This window comes from Halomonas sp. HNIBRBA4712 (assembly GCF_043558675.1).
Taxonomy (GTDB): domain Bacteria; phylum Pseudomonadota; class Gammaproteobacteria; order Pseudomonadales; family Halomonadaceae; genus Vreelandella.
Map to the genome: position 1 here is coordinate 245,958 of NZ_JBIFXR010000003.1, position 17,221 is coordinate 263,178.

Genomic DNA, 17,221 nt, shown 5'->3' on the forward strand with positions numbered 1-17,221 from the left:
TCGAAACGCTCAGGGTTCGATGGGCAGGTTGCGCTTATGCTGGGTGCGCTGATAGGTCTGCACGATGGTTTGACGCGCCTGGTCGCCGATCTCTTCGCCCGTCAAGAAGGCGTCGATGTCGGCGTAGGTGACGCCGAGTGCCTCTTCGTCAGCGAGCTGGGGCTTGAGGGTTTCGAGATCCGCGGTGGGCGGCTTTTTCACCAGCGCCTCGGGAACGCCCAGCCTGGCGCCCAGGCGGCGCACCTGATCCTTGGTCAGCCCCGCCAGCGGTACCAGGTCGCAGGCGCCGTCGCCGTACTTGGTGAAAAAGCCCATCAAGGCCTCGGCGGCGTGGTCGGTACCCACCACCAGCCCCTGGTGGGTGCCCGCCACGGCGTACTGAGCGATCATGCGCTGGCGCGCCTTGATGTTGCCGAGTACGAAGTCCCGCTGGTGTTCGTTGTCAAAAGCGAGCCCACCCTCTTCGAGTGCTGCGAGCGCGGCGTCGCTGGCCGACTTGATGTTCACCGTCAGCACATGATCGGCCTTGATGGCGCCCAGCGCCTGCTGGGCGTCGTCCTCGTCCGCTTGGATAGCGTAGGGCAGGCGCATGGCGTAGAACTGCGCGTCCAGCCCTTCGTCTCGCGCTCTTTCCACCGCTAGCTGGGCAAGGCGCCCGGCCACGGTGGAGTCCACCCCGCCGCTGATCCCCAATACCAGCGCACGCAGGCCAGTCTCGCGCAGTCGTCGGCAGAGAAAGCCCACGCGCCGTTCGATCTCCTCTTCCACGTCGATCGACGCCTTGACGTTCAGGGCCTGACGGATACGGGTTTGCTGCTCACTGTCGTTTTCCATGGGAGTGTCCTCGAAGTAGGTCGCCGTCTTCGGCGTTTCATCAAGCGTAGCGAGACACCGGCTCGGCGCCAATGGGCACTTGCATCGTCATCGTTCGCACGCAGGCCGTTACCCATAAAAACGCCCCGCCAAAAGGCGGGGCGGATGACACTCGAACGAAGCGGTTAGTTTCTAAACGCGTCCGGGTAGGTGGTCAGGTCCACGCTCCAAAGCGCCGGCAGCAGGAAGTAGGTCGCCGAGACGATCAAAATCAGCGCAATGATATTGAGCCAGAAACCGTTCTTGACCATCTCGACGATGGTGATCTTGCCGGTGGCGAAGATGATCGCGTTGGGCGGCGTGCCCACCGGCAGCATGAAGGCGCAGTTGGCTGCCATGGCCGCGGGCACCATCAGCACGAACGGATGCACGTTCAGCGCCAGCGCAAGCGAGGCCAGTACCGGTAGAATCATGGTGGCAGTCGCGGTGTTGGAGGTGATCTCGGTGAGATACAGCACCATCGCGGCCGAGAGCAGAATCACCAGCAGGAAGTTGACGCCGTCGAGTACGCTCATCTGATCGCCCATCCACGCGGCCAAACCCGAGGAGTTGAAGCCGGCGGCGATCGCAAGCCCGCCCCCGAAGAGCAGCAGAATGCCCCAGGGCACGTCGCGGGCGATGTCCCAATCCAGCAGGCAGCCGCCTTTGGTGCGCGAGGGAATCAAAAAGAGCGCCACCGCCGCGGCGATCGCGATCATGGTGTCGCTGATGCCGGGGATATTGATGATCTGGCCCTGCCAGAAAAACGAGCGAGTGATCCAGAAAAACGCCGCCAGCAGGAACACCGCAAGCACCGCTTTCTCTTCGAAGCTGGTACGCCCCAGCGCCTCCATCTCCTTTTTGATCAAAGCCTTGCCGCCGGGCAGTTGGCCGAGTTTCATCGGGTAGATAAAGCGCGTGAGCAGAATCCAGCCGATGAACAGCAGTGCCACCACCACCGGGAAGGCGAACATCAGCCAGCTGGCAAACGAGATCTCGTAGCCGAAAAGCTCGCTGACCACCGCGGCCAGAATGATGTTGGGGGGCGTGCCGATCAGCGTGCCGAGCCCGCCGATGGTACCGCCGTAACCGACGCCAAAAATCAGCGCCTTGCTGAACTTGTCGATTTCACCACTGTAATCGCCTTCGCTCTTGCCAAGCTCCTGGGTCACCTGGTAGACGATCGCGGTGGCGATCGGCAGCATCATCATTACCGATGCGGTGTTGGAGACCCACATCGAGAGAAAGCCGGTGGCGGCCATGAAGCCGAACACGATGCTGTTGATACTGGTGCCGAGTACCGAGATGATCGTCAGTGCGATGCGCTTGTGCAGGTCCCACTTCTCCATCGCCAGCGCAATCATGAACCCGCCCAAAAACAGAAACACGATCGGGTTGCCGTAAGCGGCGGTGACCGCACTACCTTCGAGCGCCCCGGTAATGGGCAGCAAAATGATGGGTAAAAGCGAAGTCGCCGGAATCGGAATCGCCTCGGTGATCCACCAGACCGCGACCCACAGCGTGGTCGCAAGCACCATGCGCCCTTCGAAGCTCAAATCTGCCGGCTGGAAGAACATCACCGTCAAGGCGAAGAGCAGCGGGCCGAGGACCAGGCCGATCAGCTGCGCGCGGTTATAGGCCGGCGGGCGCGGCGAGGGATCGGGATTCTGATCGCCCTGGCCGCTCGAGGCGCCGGAGCCGTTATGCGCCGCGCCGGGCGCACCGGAGGTCGGCAGCGCGCAGAGAAGAAGGTTTTTGGCCTGGTAGTGGTAGTGCCAAAGCTGGTCCCAGACCGACAGGGTGGCCGTTTTGAACATGGAGCAGTACCGCTTGATAACGTGTGAGCAGTCAAGGCGCGTCGCGTGAGCGAGCCTTACGAGATGGCTAGAAGAGTAGCCAGGCTGATTTTAGAGCGCCCTTTATTCACTGCAAGCGCCTATTAGTCCAGCGAATTAACCCTTTTTAATACCAAAGTCTAACTACCTTGGTCGAACATGCCCGCGCCCCTTTCATTTTCACCGACTCCGTTACCGTACCTGGATACTTGACTCACATCACGAGAGAACGGGCGACGAGTCACCGGCACGCAGGATGCCGTTGCCATTTCATGAACTTTTTGTACAACTTTCATGAACCCCAAAACCCGCACATGGTCTATACTTTCGCCAATATCCGGAGAATGTCTGTACAAGCATTGAGGTTGAGGGAAGAGACACGCTCGGGACGTTATCCAAACCGTTGAAGCTCAAGGAGTTAAGATGATACGCCAACATCTTTTCAATGAGGTACAGCCGGGAAGCCGAGAGCATCTTGAGAAATATCTACGCGAACAGGAGCTTAGACGCGAAAAAGAGAGGCATTCGGATTTTATCTGGTTGACGGCTTTCTCTTTTCTGGCAGGAAGCCTGGCTACGCTCGCTTTTATCGTACCGCTTTAAGGCCTGTTTTTACTAGTGAAAGCCCCGCCCTACCGTCGGGGCTTTTTTCATGCACAACTTTTTTGATAGTCAGGTGGCATTGCCCATTGCGTCGGCTGAAAAGGTGTATTACTGTGAATTGGTACAAGACGCGTATAAATAAATACCTGATGTCGAGTATCAAGCATTCACAAGGAGTGGTGGCATGCACAGATTGCAATTGGAAAACATCTCTGAAGCCGGCTTGAAATTGGCGATCCAGGAAATCCGTAGCGAAATGTTCGACACACCGCATACGGATTACACCATTGCCAAAATGTTGAGCCACTGTAGCCATTTTGACGTCGCCGAGCGTTACCTCGACGAGATGCTGCTGAAATGGGGCTCTTCGCCGGACGTGGTCGAGCTAATCAACGAAGGTTACGCCATGGTCGACACGATGAGCGCTACCTCCTGGGCCCAGAAACAAGCCTTGAGCCAGCCGGCCATGAGGCACGCCGCTGTCGAAGTGGAAGCCGCCATCGCCTAACGCGTTGCGTACTGCTTCACAGCGAGCCAAAAGCGCCCTGTTTTCCAGATGAAAACAGGGCGCTTTTTATTGGCAATGCGCTGACCACGCCCCTTTCTTCGTTTGAACACGTTAAAGTTGCACGTTTTTTCCTCCGCTTACCCCTCGCGCACGGCTGTGCTGCTAGAATGCGCCCCTCACAAGGGCGTCGAGTGCGACGCTACCGCCTTTCGACTGATCAAGAGCTTTGTAATGATTGCGACTGCCCAAGCGGCGTTTCGGCCTCTTTTACGGCTGGGCCTGATTGCCCAAATTCTCATCGGTATTGTGGCGGGCGTGGTATTGGCCTTGCTGGCCCCGGAGGGCGCGCTGCGCGTGGCGCTGCTCGGCCAGCTCTTCATCAGCGCGCTGCAGGCGGTGGCGCCCATTCTGGTCTTCGTACTGGTCATGGCCGCCATCGCCGCCCACCGTCAGGGTCGACCCACGCAGATTCGTGCCGTGCTGGGCCTTTACGTAGCGGGTACGCTGATTGCCGCGCTGATCGCCGTGGCGGCAAGTTTTTTGCTCCCCACCGAGCTTGCACTGACCGCTCCCCAGGCCGACGGCAACCCGCCCGGCGATATTCTCAGCGTGCTACGCGATTTGCTGCTTAACGCGGTCAGCAACCCGATCAGCGCCCTGATGGACGCCAACTTCATCGCGATTCTGGTGTGGGCGGTAGGGCTTGGTCTGGCGCTTCGCCAGGCAAGCGATACCACCCGCCAAGGGCTTTCGGATCTTTCTGCCGCGGTGACAAGGCTGGTCACGCTGGTCATTCGCCTGGCGCCGCTGGGGATTTTCGGCCTGGTCGCCGGAACGCTTGCCGAGGCCGGTATTGACGCGCTTTTGAACTACGCTCAGCTACTGGCGATCATTGTGGGCTGCATGGTCATCGTTGCGCTGATCACCAACCCGCTGTTGGTCTACTTCATGACCCGGCAGAACCCCTACCCGCTGGTCTGGGCCTGCCTTCGCGGTAGCGCCATCACCGCCTTTTTCACCCGCAGCTCCGCGGCCAACATTCCGGTCAACCTGGAGCTTTGCCGAAAGCTCGAGCTCGACGCCGACACCTACTCGATCTCGATTCCGCTGGGGGCGACCATCAACATGTGCGGCGCGGCGATCACCATTACCGTGATTACCCTGGCGACCACCCATACGCTGGGCATCCCGGTCGATTTTCCCACGGCGCTTCTGCTGTGCATCGTGTCCGCCCTGGCTGCCTGCGGGGTCTCCGGCGTGGCCGGGGGCTCGCTCATGCTGATTCCCATGGCGGCGAGCCTTTTTGGCATTCCCACCGAGGTGGCCATGCAGGCAGTGGCGATTGGTTTCGTCATCAGCGTGGTGCAGGACGCCACCGAAACCGCGCTGAACTCTTCGACGGACGTGCTGTTCACCGCGGCGGCCTGTCGCGCCGGCAAGGCGTCGCCGACGCCCTGATTCAGCAAGCGCTTCTCCTTCAAGGCCAGGGCTCGACGCCCTGGCCTTTCGCCTTCGATGAATACCTTTCCCCTTCTCCCTTTTCCCCTCTCCCGACTTCGAATAACACACCGCCATTAGCGCAGCATTGAACAAGTCCTTGAATTCATGGACCCATCGAACCCGAGGCCATCAGCGCAGGAACAGACAAGAAAAATACGTTACAAAAATCTACCTACAACGCGGTTCGCGGCGTCTATGCATAAAGAGTTCACCTGACAAAAACACAATCATTATTCGGCCGAACCCAACGACAGCTCACCCATGAAGAGCCTGCATGCGCGATTCAGGCACTCAAGCGGGTTTGGTCCTCGGCCACTGGAGAACGGCATGGGTACTCGACTGATCAGGTGCGCCCGGCTGGGCGCCTCGCTGCAAGCATGTATGCTCTTTTTGCCCACCCTGGCACAGGCACAAGCCATTTCCGGCGTCATCGACAGCTCCATCACCCTGGTGGATGGCTGCGTGATCAATGGAAGTGAAGCCAGCGGCGGTGATACGGGGGTCGATTTTGGCGACATCGATTTCGGGACCGCCCCTGCCGTGTTCGACGCAGAGGACTCTACGGTGGCCGGTGGCGGCGCTAACGGGGTAGAAGTCCTCTGCTCCCCGGGCGTCGAGCCGACCTTCGCCCTCACTAGCGGGCTCAACGATGGCGCTGCCAGCGAGGGCTTGCATGCCATGGCCAACGGCGCCGGCGACTTCGTCGGCTACTCGCTCTATCGAGACGCCGCGCGCACGGACCTGATCGGTTTGGGGGAAACCGTGGCACTGACGACCTTCGACGGTACGCCGCAAGTCATCGAGCTTTACGGCCGGGCGTTCGGCGCGGGTGGGGCACTTCCTTCCGGTACCTATACGGATACCTTGAGCGTCGAACTGACGTTCTAAGGCGCGCAACGTGCACCGCCCGACGGCCTGGGGCCACGCGCTCGCCGGTTGGATCGGCCTGATGGTCAGCGCAAGCTCGAGCGCCCAGACGCTTCCGGGCACCACGTTCCAGGTCGGGGCGACGGTGACGCGAGGGTGTCTGATCAACAGCCAGTTGCCGAGCCAGATACCTCAATTGGGCAACGTCGGTCGACTGGATTTCGGCATCGACTCGGCGCTTTCCCGAGCCACGCGTGACACCACACTGGTACGCAGTGGAGGTATCACGCTGAGTTGCTCGCCGGGCATCGCGCTCACCATGCAGGTCGGGGCGGGCCTGCACGCTCAAGGGGGCAACCGCCGGATGCAGCATCAGCAACAGGACGCCTTCGTCACCTACCGCCTGTATCAGGATGCCGGTTTCCAGACGCTCATCGGTATCGACCAGGCCTTTGCGCTCGATACCGACAGCGGCGCCCTCAACGTGCAGTTCCCGGTGCGGGGCCGGCTTACGCTGCCCGGCCAGCTCCCCGCAGGCGAATACACCGATGAGCTGACCTTTACTCTGACCTGGTGAGCGCGGGCACTTTCGAACACCACCGAGGCTGGCTTCAGGGGAAATGCCATGGGTAGTACAAACGCTACGTACGAAACAAGAAAAAAATGGCTCGCTACGCTCTGCTTGACGCTGTGCGCCTGCCTTGCAGCGCCCAATGGGCAGGCCAGCTCACTGTTGATCTGGCCGCTATATCCCGAGATCGCGCAGGGCGAGAGCGCCACCGCGCTCTGGCTCGAAAATCATGGCGACGCGCCGCTTGCCATGCAACTGCGCATCTTCGCCTGGGAGCAGGGTAACGGCGAAGACCGCTTCCTGGCTCAACAGGCGATCGTCGGCAGTCCACCGATGATCGAAATTGCGCCTGGTGAACGTCAAATGGTGCGCCTCATCCGTCAGGGTGAGGTAACGGCGGGTCGTGAAAACGCCTTTCGCGTCATCATCGACGAGATTCCCCGCGCCTCGTCGTTGACCGCCCACGCCGATGCGGCCAATGCCGGGGTGCGTTTTCAGATGCGCTACTCACTGCCGCTGTTCGTCTACGGCCACGGCGCCGAACCGCTCGACCCCCGCGCGCTGCAGGGAGCCTCCCACTACCCCGGCCTTGGTTTTCGTACCTATGTCGATGACGGGCGCCAGATGCTCGAAATCACCAATCAGAACGATCGTCACGTACGTCTGAACCGGGTGGCCTTCGATGGCGCACCGCTGCCTGTAGCAGAAGGACTGCTGGGCTATGTGCTACCCGGCAGCACTCGCCGCTGGCCGTTGCCGCCCCGGGCGAGCGCACAGGGTAGTTTGAGCGCGCGTATCGGGGGAGCCGAGTACACCATTGCGCCTCACTAGAGCATACCGGCATGGTTTTCGAGGCGGATATCATTCAAAAGTGCCGACGAGAGCTCATGACACCGTGGCTTTGCGCTCTGGCGCTGCTCGCCGAGCCAGCCTGGGCGCAGCGTATCCCGCCGTTAGAGCTGCCTGACGACGATGCCTGGCTGACCTATCACCTGGAGCTGGTGATCAATCAACATCCCACCGGCCAGGTGGTGCCGGTCTGGCGCCAACATGACGATTACCGCCTGGAGGTTCAGACCCTCATCGAGCACGGGCTTCCCATAGCCTTTGCCGATGAGCGTATCCGTATCAGCGAACTCGCAGACGTTACGGCCACCTACGACGGCCCCGCTCAGCGCCTGCATCTGGAAGTGCCCGCTGCCTGGCTGCCGCGCCAGGCGCTGGGACGACAGCGGCAAACCGAGTTCACCCCGGCGCAAACCAGCCAGGGCGCACTGATCAACTACAGCGCCTACGCCTGGGACACCGAGTACGCCCGTAGTGCAAGCCTTCAGCACGAACTGCGTCTGTTCGGCGAGCGCGGCGCCCTGCACTCATCCGGCATCTATCGCGAAACGTTCACCGGCCGGGGCGGCGACACGGGCTACCGCCGCTTCGACACCCGCTGGCAGTACACCGACCAGCAGGACCTCACCACCTACGAACTCGGCGATACCCTGACTCGCCCGACGGGCTGGTCGAACGCGGTGCGGCTGGGCGGGGTATCGGTCTCGCGAGATTTTCGCCTGCGCCCGGATTTGATCACCTATCCCTTGCCCGCGTTCTCCGGCGAAGCCGCCTTGCCCTCGACCCTGGACGTGTTCATCAACGACACCCGGCGCGACTCCCTCGAGATCGCCCCCGGCCCCTACACCGTCACCAACCTGCCGGTGGTGACCGGCGCCGGCGAGGCGCTGCTGGTCACCACCGACGCTCAGGGGCGCCGAGTAGCCAACGCGCTGCCTTTCTATGTCGTCAACGATCTGCTCGCCCCGGGCCTTTCGAGCTACAGCGCGAGCCTTGGCGCTGTGCGCCGCCGCTATGGCCAGGCGGATTTCGACTACGGCCCGCTGGCGCTGACGGGCGCCTATCGGCGCGGTGTGACCGACGCCTTCACGCTGGAACTGCAAGGCGAGAGCTCGAAGGAGCTGGCGACGCTTGGCGCGGGCGGCGTCTTTCGGCTCTGGCATTGGGGATCCTTCGAAACCGCCTATCGCCAGAGCCGTTTCGAGAACACACAAGGGCAGGCGATCAGCGCTGGCTACCGCTACCAGGGACGGCGTTTCAACCTGGGGCTTCGTCACACCAGTGAAGATGACGCCTTCATGGACGTGAGCACGCTGCAAACGACGCGCCACCGTCAGGGACGCGACGTCACCCAGATCACGACGGGTGCAGCCCTGGGCGGGGTAGGCAATCTCGCGGCGGGCTACTTCGATATCGGCTCGGGCGATGACCGGCGAACCCGGCTAGTGAACCTTACCTATAGCCGCGCGCTGTTCGGTCGTCTCAACCTGACGCTATCTGCCAACCGTGAGCTCGAAGGCGACTGGAACACCCTTGCCCAGCTTACCTTGCCACTTCAGCGCCACGGCGTGGTGAGTTCGAGCATCGAGCGCAGCGCCCGCGGCGAGACGAGCACGAGGGTGAGCTATGGACGCGCCGCGCCGTTACACGGGGGCGTCGGCTGGTCGCTGGCAAGCGAAGCACGCCAGGGGCGAAGTGACTATCACCAGGCCGATCTCACCTGGCGCGGCCCGCACGTTCAACTCGCCGGGGGCGTGCACGGCGACCCCGATGCGCCGACCTACTGGGTAGATGCCCAGGGCTCGCTAGTGCACATGGACCAACGCTGGTTCGCCGCCCAGGCCATCAACGACAGCTTCGTGGTCGTCTCGACCGATGGCCAGCCCGACGTGCCGGTCCGCTACGAAAATCAGTTGGTCGGCCATACCGACCGCCACGGTCATCTGCTGGTCCCCTGGACCACGGCCTACTACGCCGGCAGGTACGCGATCGACCCACTCGCGCTGGCCGCCACCGTTCGCGTTCCCGATGTGGAGCGCCGGGTCGCGGTCCACGCCAAAAGCGGTCATCTGGTGCGCTTTGCCGCGACCGCCACCACCGCCGCCCAGATCGCGCTGGTCGATACAGAAGGCGCGCCGCTGCCGCTTGGCGCTCTGGCGACCCTCTCGAGCGGCGGCGTATCCCGCGTCGGCTGGGACGGTCTGGTCTACTTCGAGGACATGGCACCGCGTACCACGCTTACCGTCGAGCTGCCCAACGGCGGCGCCTGCCAGACCGACATCGTCTTGCCACCGCAGCAGGATCAAATCCATCAACTGGGCCCGCTGGCCTGCCGATAGAGGACCATGCCATGCGCCGTTTGCCGATTCGCTTTCCGCGCCGAGGGCTTGTGCTGCCCCTGCTGGCCACCCTGGCGCTTTTCAGCGCGCGGGCGCAGGCCTGTAGCGTAACGACCCCGAACGCCAGCGCCGGTTTCGGAAGTTTCAGCTCGCTCATCGTAGGCACTGCGGCGCGCTCCACCTCGGCGCAGCCAGGCGCGGGGGTGACCTGCCCGGGGAGCCTTTTGGGATTGATCGTCACCGGCGACCGGGTCGATGCCACCGTGACCAGCGTCAACGGTGCTCGTCTGGTGAATGCCGCCAGCGGCGACGGTATCGCCTATGAGCTCTTCGCCGATCCTGGCTTTCAGGCCCGCATCACGCCGGGCACGGCCTACAACTACTATAACGCCTATATTCTGGGGCTTCTGGGCATTCTTGGCGGCCAGCCCGCCACCCTGCCGATGTACTTTCGCACTTCTCCCGGCGCCGCCAACCTGGCCGCCGGTACCTACCGCGATACGCTGACCATCAGTTGGAATTGGAGTATTTGTACGGGTATCGGCCTGCTCGGAGTATGCCTTGGGCGCCTCACGGGCTCGGGTACGAGCAGCATTGCCGTAACGCTCGGCGTCACACCGGACTGTACGATCAACGCCCCCAACCTGAACTTCGGCAGCTATCCGCTGGTAAGCGGTTTTTCACCGGTGACTCAGACCATCACGGTCACCTGTACCAAGGGCAGCAGCTACAGCGTCGGGCTCGGCGACGGTCAACACGCCACCGGCACGACGCGGCGCATGGCAGCAGGAGGCGCCTTTCTGGCCTACCAGATCTACAAAGGTGCCACGGGCAGCGAACGCTGGGGAGCCACCGGCGGCCAGCGGCGCAGCGCCGCCCAGGCGGATACCAATCCCGGAAGCTATACCGGCGTCACGGCTCAGGGCTTCATCTACCGCGCCGAAATACTGCCCGACCAGCCGACCCCGCCGCCGGGCACCTATACGGACAACGTCGTGGTAGATATCGCCTTTTGAACGCCCTACGAGCTTGACGCAACCCTGTTCCTTATATAGAACACTCTATATAAGGAACGCCAAGGGTTTCGCCATGGACACTTCCGCCCTGACGACGCTGGGCCATCATCTTCAATCGCTGCGCCAGGCGCGCGGGCTTTCGCTTTCGCAGCTGGCGAGTGCGGCGGGCATCGCCAAATCCAATCTGTCGCGCCTCGAGCAGGGTGGCGGCAATCCGACGCTGGATACCCTATGGCGCCTGGCGGTACAGCTCCACGTGCCCTTCGGCACGTTGGTCGCGCCCATTAATGTACCGTTGGGGGAAGAGGACGGCGTGCAGGTACGCCTGATCGACCAGGGCCAGGACACCCCTCAAGTGGATGTGTACTGGATGCATTGCGACGCCCATACGACGCGGCGCGCCGAGGCGCACACGTCTGGCGTACGCGAGGCGCTCACGCTGATCAGCGGCGCGCTGGAAGCGGGCCCGGAAGATGAAACGGTCTGGCTCTTGCCGGGCCAGAGCCTTTGCTTCGCGGCGGATCAGCCGCACCTTTACCGCACCCATGAGCTTGCGGCCACCCTGATGCTCACCATCACTTACGATCGGGAAAAGAGCGCACCATGAGCCATCACCCCTCTCGCCTCGCCACCGCCCTTCAAGGCGCGCGTGACGGCATACCGCTTCTGGGCGGCTACGTGCCGGTGTCGCTCTCCTTCGGGCTGGTGGCGTCCCAGGCCGGCTTTTCGACCTGGGAGGCGGCGGTGATTTCGGTGCTGATCTACGCCGGTGCTTCACAGTTTCTGTTCGTCGGCATGGTCGCCGCCGGCTCGCCGCTGTGGCTGGTGGTGGTATTGACGCTTCTGATCAACGTGCGCCACGTGGTTTATGGACCCAATCTGGCGGCGCTTTTACCCCGAAGCCGTCATTGGCCCTGGCTGATGCACGGGCTGACCGACCAGGTCTTCGCCCTGGCGCTGACACGGCTGCCCGAGGTTGATGAGCGCCAGCGCTTCGGCTGGTTTCTGGGTGCCGCGCTGATGGCCTGGGCGGTGTGGGTGGTAGGCACCGTGGTGGGTGCGGTGGCCGGTGAAGCGGTGACCGCGTTCTGGCCGCTTCTGGGTGAGATCATGCCCTTCGCCCTGCCCGCGCTGTTTCTGACCATGACCGCCCCGCGTTTCGTCGGCCTGCGCTGGTCGCTGGCTCTGGGCGCCACCATTCTTATCGCCATGACGCTTTCGCTGGTGGGCGCCAGCAACATCGCCATTCCGCTGGCCGCCGCCTGCGGGGCGCTGTGTTTCTACGCGGTGCGCTTCGCGCCGGGGAGGCGCTTATGAGTCTCGAGCTGTGGATCGCCGTAGTGGTCTCGGCGCTGGGTACGCTGGTGCTGCGCGTGGTGCCTTTCCTGATGATGCAGCGCCGACTCGACCAGACCGAAGGCCACAGCGCAATGCCGGAGTGGCTGGTGATTCTGGGGCCGTTGATGATCGCCGCGGTGATGGGCGTGGCCATCGTCCCGGTCAACCAGAGCGCCGTTTCCTGGGCCGCCACGGCGCTTGGGCTCATCGCCACGCTGCTGGTCTGGCGGCGCACCCGTTCGCTTGGCTGGCCGGTGGCCGCCGGGGTGGCGGTATTTGGTGCGGTCGTGCTGCTGTTCACCGCCCTGACTACCTGAGCCCCCAGCGAAAAGCCCCGCCTTCGCTGAAGGCGGGGCTTTTACACGCTGGAGCACTCACTACTGGCGACCATTCTACCAGCGGTAGCTGAGGCTCCCAATCACGCTGCGCGAGGCGCCGTAGTAGCAGTAGAAGTCGCAGCCGCTGACGTACTCCTTGTCGGTGAGGTTGTTGACGTTCACCTGGGCGGTCCAGTTCGGGCTGAAGTCGTAGCTTGCCACGGCATCGAACACGGTAGCCGAGGAGACGCTGCCTTCGACGCTGCTGCCGGGGCTCGGCTCGCTTTCACCGACGTAGCGCACGCCCGCGCCTACCGATACGCCGGCCAGGAACTGGCTGGCGTCGTAATCGAGCCGCGCCGACGCCGAGTGGCGCGGCACCAGCGGTACGCGCTCATCCTGCTGGGAATCGCTGACATCAAACCGCGCATCGGTGTAGGTGTAGGCGGCGGTCAGTTGCAACGCATCGGTCAGATAGCCCACGCCTTCGATTTCAAGCCCCTGGGAGCGGCGCTCACCGGCCTGTTCCTGCACCGGCGCGCCGGTGGAAATCAGCGTGTTGTCCTCTTTCACATCGAAGGCGGCGATCGTGACGTAGCCGTCGATATCGAACGGCGCGATCTTGACCCCGGCTTCCAGCTGGCGGCCTTCCAGCGGCTCGTAGCCCGCCCCGCTGGGGCCAATGCCCGCCACCGGGGTGAAGGATTCGCTGTAGCTCAGGTAAGGCGAGATACCGTTGTCGCCCAGATACATCGCGCCGGCGGTCAGCGACACCTGTTCGTCGTCGTAGCCCTGGTTTGAGCGGCCAGTGGTGTCGCTCAAGTCCTCGGAGCTCTTGACGTTGTCGTAGCGCGCACCCGCCAGGAAGATCCAGTTGTCCGCCACGCGCAGCTGGTCCTGCACGTAGAAGCCGAACTGGCGCTGGCTCAGATCGTGGCGGGTGGGGTCGCCGGTGTCCGGGCGCTCGAACGCGGCGTAGTCCGGCTGGTAGAGATCGACGGTGTCGATATTGGCGAAAAAGCTCGAGCCGTCGCCCAGGGTGCGGAAGCTGTCGCGGTTGGTATAGTTCAAATCGAGCTTTTGATAACCGGCACCGAGCAGCAGCGTATTTTCGGTGTTGTCGGTGTAGGTGCGCGCGATCAGGCGGTTGTCGATGGTGTAAGCGTCATAATCGCCGTCGCGGTCGATCACCCCACGCGAAATGCTGCGCGGCGGCGTCACGAAGGAGTTCGGGTAGACGTTCTTCAATTCGAGATCGAGATGCGCGTAGCGCGCGTTCTGTTGAAACTCCCAGGTGTCGTTGATCTGGTGCTCGAGCTCGTAGCCAAGCGACGTCTGGCGCTGATCCAGGGTGTCGAAGTTTGGCTGGCCGTAGTTGGTTTCCGCGTCGATACGGCCCAGCGGCGTAGCGTTCACGGTGCCCTGCGCCGGAAAGAAGCCGGACGTCGGCGTGCCACGGTCCTTCTGTACGCTGGCCAAGAAGGTCATCGTGGTATCGTCACTAAAATCGACCGAGAGGCTCGGCGCGAAGTAGTAGCGCTCGCTGTCCGTGCCGTTGAGCTCCCCTTCCCGGTCACGGTAGAGCCCCACCATGCGGTAGCGCACGTCGTCGCTCTCGCCGACCGGGCCCGAGGTATCGATACCCACCTGGCGGTGGTCGTGGTTGCCCGCCTGAAGCTGCACCGTGCCCTGGGGCTCGCGGGTCGGGCGCTTGCTGATCGCGTTGATGACGCCACCGGGAGGCGCCTCGCCGTAGAGAATCGACGCCGGCCCCTTGAGCAAATCCACCCGTTCGAGGCCAAAGGTTTCGGTCAGCCACCAGAAGTAGCCGCCGGTGCGAAACAGGCGCAGGCCGTCCTGATAGGTCGAGTTTTCGGCGCTGAAGCCGCGAAGCAGGAACCAGTCCGCGTTGTTGTCGTCGCCGTAAGGCTGAGAAGTGACGCCTGAGCGGTACTGAAAGGCTTCGTCATAGGTGCGCACGCCCTGGGTCTCGAGCGCCTCGGCACTGACGGTGGAAATCGAGCGCGGCGTTTCGATATCCGGCGTATCGACCTTCAGCGCCGTGGCGGTGACCGTAGTGGTCCCCATATTCACCGTTTGCTCCTGAGCGAGTGCTGCCAGCGGTGTGACACTAACCACCCCCGTGAGTGAAAGCAGCATGGAGCGACGAACGGCCAGTGTTAAAGGCGCAGCGATAAAAGGCATGGCAGGCATGGAGTCGATCTCGTTAAAGAGCAGGGAGCGGTTCGAGTAAGGCGAATGATAAAGATTTTAATTCACAACCACAATTCCATTAACTCGACAAGCGTTGAAAGTGCAACATTGCGTTGCGTTTTTTCAATCGCCAGAAAAGTGTCTGTACCCGTAACGGTAGCGGTCAGCGAGTCTGGCGGCCGAGGCCAGCCCAGAAACATGGCTCGGAGGAGTCGCCATATTGAATGGTGTTGCTGTCGCGGGTGCTACTCAACCAATCGCGGTTTCCAGTAGATCCGGCAGTTCCAATACGGCGTGCATGATGGCCTTTTCACCGCGACTCAAGTGCTCGCTCATGAACTGCGCGGCCTCCTCTGCACGGTCGGTCTCCAACGCCTCGACGATCTGAAGGTGCTCCTCGCTCCAATGGCCATCCTTTTGCCCATACACCATGCTGACGTAGGCAATTCGCATGTGATCTTCCGAGAGCTCCTCGACAAGTCGCGCCAGACGCTGATTGCCCGCCGCCTGCGCGATCAGCGTATGAAACCGGTGATTGGCGTAAGAGTAGTCGATCATCTCGGCGATGTTGCGACGATCATACGTCGCGCGACTGCAGTCGTAGAGCATCTTGAGGATATCGTCATCGACTCGCCCCGCCGCCAAGCGGCAAAGCTCGGGCTCGATCAGTCGGCGTGCCTGGTAGCTTTCGCGAATCCCCTTGAGCGTGATGGGCGCGACACTATAGCCCAGCCGGCCTTGATTGATCGCCAACCCCTGCTGGGTCAAGCGCGCCAAGGCGTGGCGAACGGCGGCCTTGCCATAGCCATAATGCTCGGTGAGCCAAACTTCGGTAATGGTGGCGCCGGGTTTCAAACGACAGGCAATGATATCGCGCTTGATCGTGTCGAAGGCCTGGGCATTCAGGCTGATTTTCTTTGTCGCTGCCATGAACGATTTCCTGTGAAAGCAAAACGGCGCCCGGAATGACCGAGCGCCGCGCCACTTTAACATTTACCCAAGTCGATGACGCTTTAAAGAAGCGACAGCAGTACGAAGACCGACATGATGGTAGCGCCGCACACCAGCGTCCACATCACGCAGTAGCCCATTATGTCTCGTGCGGAAAGCCCGGCAACCCCCAGCAACGGCAGCGCCCAGAACGGTTGCATCTGGTTGGTCCAGGCATCACCCCAGGTGAAGGCCATGATGGTTTGCGGAATGTCCGCACCCAGCCGCTGGGCGGCTTCGAGCATGATCGGCCCCTGGATCGCCCACTGGCCGCCCCCGGAGGGGATGAAGATATTGACGATGCCCGCCGAAATGAAGGTAACGATCGGAAAGGTATGTACGTTGGCAATCTCGACGAACCAGCCGGCCATGCTGTCGGCAAGTCCGGAAACTTTCACCATACCCGCGATACCCGCGTAGAGCGGAAACTGAATGATGATACCGCGACAGGCAAGAATCCCCTCTTTTACCGCCGCGCCAAGGCTGGCCGGGCTCGGCTGCAGCAAAAGCCCGACCGCCAAAAATATCAGGATCACCAGATCCAGGCTCAGGGTGAAACCCAACTCACGAAAGTTGATGATCAGATAGCCAATCGGCAACAGCGCGAGAATCAGGTTCGGCAACCGATAGTGCTCGAGCTTCTCCGCCCAAGGCATGCCCCGGGTATCGACCTTTTCTACGGTGTTTTCCAGCGGCTCGCCCTTGTATTGAACGATCTGGTCCGTTTCCGGTTTGACTCTGGAAAATATGGTGTAGAGCAATAGCAGCAACAAAAGCGAAAGCCCTACGTTCCACCAGGCGTAGAGGGTTTCGGTGATCGGTACCACTCCGACCACGTCTTCCATGAAGTTACCGGGGGAAGCCATCAGCAGCGGAATGGAGGCGGTGGTACCGCGGATGATTTCACCGGAGTAGGCCGCCGCCACAGCCAGCGGGAAGTGAAGGCCGGGCACGCGCCGGGCCATCTCGCGGGCCAGAAAGGCCCCCACGATCATGCCAAAGCCCCAGTTGATGTAGAACGTCACCATGGAGACCACCGCCACCAGCCCCGCGGCCTGGCCGGGCGAGGTAGGCAGTGAAGCCAGCCTATCGATCATCCGCGCCACTACGGGGGTCTTGGCGATGACGAAGCCGGTCAGCAGAATCAGCGACATCTGCATCGCGAAGCGGTAGAGGTTGGAGAAGCCGTCGCCCCATCCATTGAGCATGGTGGCCGCGCTCTGACCCTCGAACAGCATCCCCATGAGAAAGACCACCACGCTGAGCGCCATGGCGAGCAGCAGCGCATTGGGTAAGCAGGTTTGCACGAACTTCAGACAGTATCGCGTAAGTGTTTGCATCGGTAAGAACCCTGTTGGTTTGTTTTGACGCTTGTGTAGCTGGGCGCTGTACGACTGAGTTGTCTGCCCCGCAGACGCGGGGACC

15 protein-coding genes are annotated in these 17,221 nt (G+C 62.1%); 10 read left to right on the top strand and 5 right to left on the bottom strand.

Annotated elements, in window-relative coordinates:
• Positions 1-9: 9 nt before the first annotated feature.
• Positions 10-834, bottom strand: coding sequence for an ammonia-dependent NAD(+) synthetase (gene nadE, locus ACGK9R_RS08375; protein ID WP_394580169.1), 825 nt, complete (start codon positions 832-834; stop codon positions 10-12).
• Between the two features lie 164 nt (positions 835-998).
• Positions 999-2,669 (bottom strand): SLC13 family permease, encoded by a 1,671-nt coding sequence (locus ACGK9R_RS08380; RefSeq protein WP_394580171.1) that lies wholly within the window; start codon positions 2,667-2,669, stop codon positions 999-1,001.
• A gap of 805 nt (positions 2,670-3,474) precedes the next feature.
• On the opposite strand from ACGK9R_RS08380, the gene ACGK9R_RS08385 reads away from it, so the two are divergent.
• From ACGK9R_RS08385 to ACGK9R_RS08430, 10 genes are all read left to right on the top strand, one after another.
• Complete coding sequence (locus tag ACGK9R_RS08385) at positions 3,475-3,798, top strand: hypothetical protein (protein ID WP_394580173.1); 324 nt, start codon at positions 3,475-3,477, stop codon at positions 3,796-3,798.
• A gap of 231 nt (positions 3,799-4,029) precedes the next feature.
• Positions 4,030-5,256 carry a serine/threonine transporter SstT gene (gene sstT / locus ACGK9R_RS08390; RefSeq protein WP_394580175.1) on the top strand — a complete coding sequence of 409 codons (1,227 nt, stop codon included), beginning with the start codon at positions 4,030-4,032 and terminating at the stop codon, positions 5,254-5,256.
• A gap of 369 nt (positions 5,257-5,625) precedes the next feature.
• A complete protein-coding gene (locus tag ACGK9R_RS08395; protein ID WP_394580177.1) occupies positions 5,626-6,186 on the top strand; it encodes a spore coat U domain-containing protein in 561 nt (186 codons plus the stop codon).
• 10 nt (positions 6,187-6,196) lie between these two features.
• The gene (locus ACGK9R_RS08400) at positions 6,197-6,742 is read left to right on the top strand and encodes a spore coat U domain-containing protein (protein WP_394580179.1); all 546 of its coding nucleotides are present in this window, start codon (positions 6,197-6,199) and stop codon (positions 6,740-6,742) included.
• A gap of 48 nt (positions 6,743-6,790) precedes the next feature.
• Complete coding sequence (locus tag ACGK9R_RS08405; RefSeq protein WP_394580181.1) at positions 6,791-7,567, top strand: molecular chaperone; 777 nt, start codon at positions 6,791-6,793, stop codon at positions 7,565-7,567.
• Between the two features lie 56 nt (positions 7,568-7,623).
• Entirely contained in the window at positions 7,624-9,921 is a 2,298-nt protein-coding gene (locus ACGK9R_RS08410; protein ID WP_394580182.1) for a fimbria/pilus outer membrane usher protein, read from the top strand.
• An 11-nt stretch (positions 9,922-9,932) separates the two neighbouring features.
• Positions 9,933-10,937 carry a spore coat protein U domain-containing protein gene (locus tag ACGK9R_RS08415; protein ID WP_394580184.1) on the top strand — a complete coding sequence of 335 codons (1,005 nt, stop codon included), beginning with the start codon at positions 9,933-9,935 and terminating at the stop codon, positions 10,935-10,937.
• A 73-nt stretch (positions 10,938-11,010) separates the two neighbouring features.
• Entirely contained in the window at positions 11,011-11,544 is a 534-nt protein-coding gene (locus tag ACGK9R_RS08420) for a helix-turn-helix domain-containing protein (RefSeq protein WP_394580186.1), read from the top strand.
• A complete protein-coding gene (locus tag ACGK9R_RS08425) occupies positions 11,541-12,254 on the top strand; it encodes an AzlC family ABC transporter permease (RefSeq protein ID WP_394580188.1) in 714 nt (237 codons plus the stop codon). The genes ACGK9R_RS08420 and ACGK9R_RS08425 overlap by 4 nt, the downstream gene beginning before the upstream one ends.
• A complete protein-coding gene (locus ACGK9R_RS08430; protein ID WP_394580190.1) occupies positions 12,251-12,592 on the top strand; it encodes an AzlD domain-containing protein in 342 nt (113 codons plus the stop codon). Before ACGK9R_RS08425 ends, ACGK9R_RS08430 begins: the two co-directional genes overlap by 4 nt.
• Before the next feature lie 75 nt (positions 12,593-12,667).
• Here ACGK9R_RS08430 and ACGK9R_RS08435 read toward each other — a convergent pair whose 3' ends face one another.
• From ACGK9R_RS08435 to ACGK9R_RS08445, 3 genes are all read right to left on the bottom strand, one after another.
• The gene (locus ACGK9R_RS08435; protein WP_394580554.1) at positions 12,668-14,680 is read right to left on the bottom strand and encodes a TonB-dependent siderophore receptor; all 2,013 of its coding nucleotides are present in this window, start codon (positions 14,678-14,680) and stop codon (positions 12,668-12,670) included.
• A 375-nt stretch (positions 14,681-15,055) separates the two neighbouring features.
• A complete protein-coding gene (locus ACGK9R_RS08440) occupies positions 15,056-15,736 on the bottom strand; it encodes a GntR family transcriptional regulator (protein WP_394580191.1) in 681 nt (226 codons plus the stop codon).
• Between the two features lie 83 nt (positions 15,737-15,819).
• Positions 15,820-17,136: a short-chain fatty acid transporter gene (locus tag ACGK9R_RS08445; protein WP_394580193.1), complete on the bottom strand. Its 1,317-nt coding sequence runs from the start codon at positions 17,134-17,136 to the stop codon at positions 15,820-15,822.
• Between the last annotated feature and the right edge of the window lie 85 nt (positions 17,137-17,221).

What these genes read in the sequence shown, in the direction of transcription:
- ACGK9R_RS08405 (WP_394580181.1), top strand. Translation starts at nt 6,791, where the DNA reads ATGGGTAGTACAAACGCTACGTACGAAACAAGAAAAAAATGGCTCGCT.
- ACGK9R_RS08410 (WP_394580182.1), top strand. Translation starts at nt 7,624, where the DNA reads ATGACACCGTGGCTTTGCGCTCTGGCGCTGCTCGCCGAGCCAGCCTGG.
- ACGK9R_RS08445 (WP_394580193.1), bottom strand. Translation starts at nt 17,136, where the DNA reads ATGCAAACACTTACGCGATACTGTCTGAAGTTCGTGCAAACCTGCTTA.
- ACGK9R_RS08385 (WP_394580173.1), top strand. Translation starts at nt 3,475, where the DNA reads ATGCACAGATTGCAATTGGAAAACATCTCTGAAGCCGGCTTGAAATTG.
- ACGK9R_RS08425 (WP_394580188.1), top strand. Translation starts at nt 11,541, where the DNA reads ATGAGCCATCACCCCTCTCGCCTCGCCACCGCCCTTCAAGGCGCGCGT.
- ACGK9R_RS08420 (WP_394580186.1), top strand. Translation starts at nt 11,011, where the DNA reads ATGGACACTTCCGCCCTGACGACGCTGGGCCATCATCTTCAATCGCTG.
- sstT (WP_394580175.1), top strand. Translation starts at nt 4,030, where the DNA reads ATGATTGCGACTGCCCAAGCGGCGTTTCGGCCTCTTTTACGGCTGGGC.
- ACGK9R_RS08380 (WP_394580171.1), bottom strand. Translation starts at nt 2,669, where the DNA reads ATGTTCAAAACGGCCACCCTGTCGGTCTGGGACCAGCTTTGGCACTAC.
- ACGK9R_RS08430 (WP_394580190.1), top strand. Translation starts at nt 12,251, where the DNA reads ATGAGTCTCGAGCTGTGGATCGCCGTAGTGGTCTCGGCGCTGGGTACG.
- nadE (WP_394580169.1), bottom strand. Translation starts at nt 834, where the DNA reads ATGGAAAACGACAGTGAGCAGCAAACCCGTATCCGTCAGGCCCTGAAC.
- ACGK9R_RS08395 (WP_394580177.1), top strand. Translation starts at nt 5,626, where the DNA reads ATGGGTACTCGACTGATCAGGTGCGCCCGGCTGGGCGCCTCGCTGCAA.
- ACGK9R_RS08440 (WP_394580191.1), bottom strand. Translation starts at nt 15,736, where the DNA reads ATGGCAGCGACAAAGAAAATCAGCCTGAATGCCCAGGCCTTCGACACG.
- ACGK9R_RS08435 (WP_394580554.1), bottom strand. Translation starts at nt 14,680, where the DNA reads ATGGGGACCACTACGGTCACCGCCACGGCGCTGAAGGTCGATACGCCG.
- ACGK9R_RS08415 (WP_394580184.1), top strand. Translation starts at nt 9,933, where the DNA reads ATGCGCCGTTTGCCGATTCGCTTTCCGCGCCGAGGGCTTGTGCTGCCC.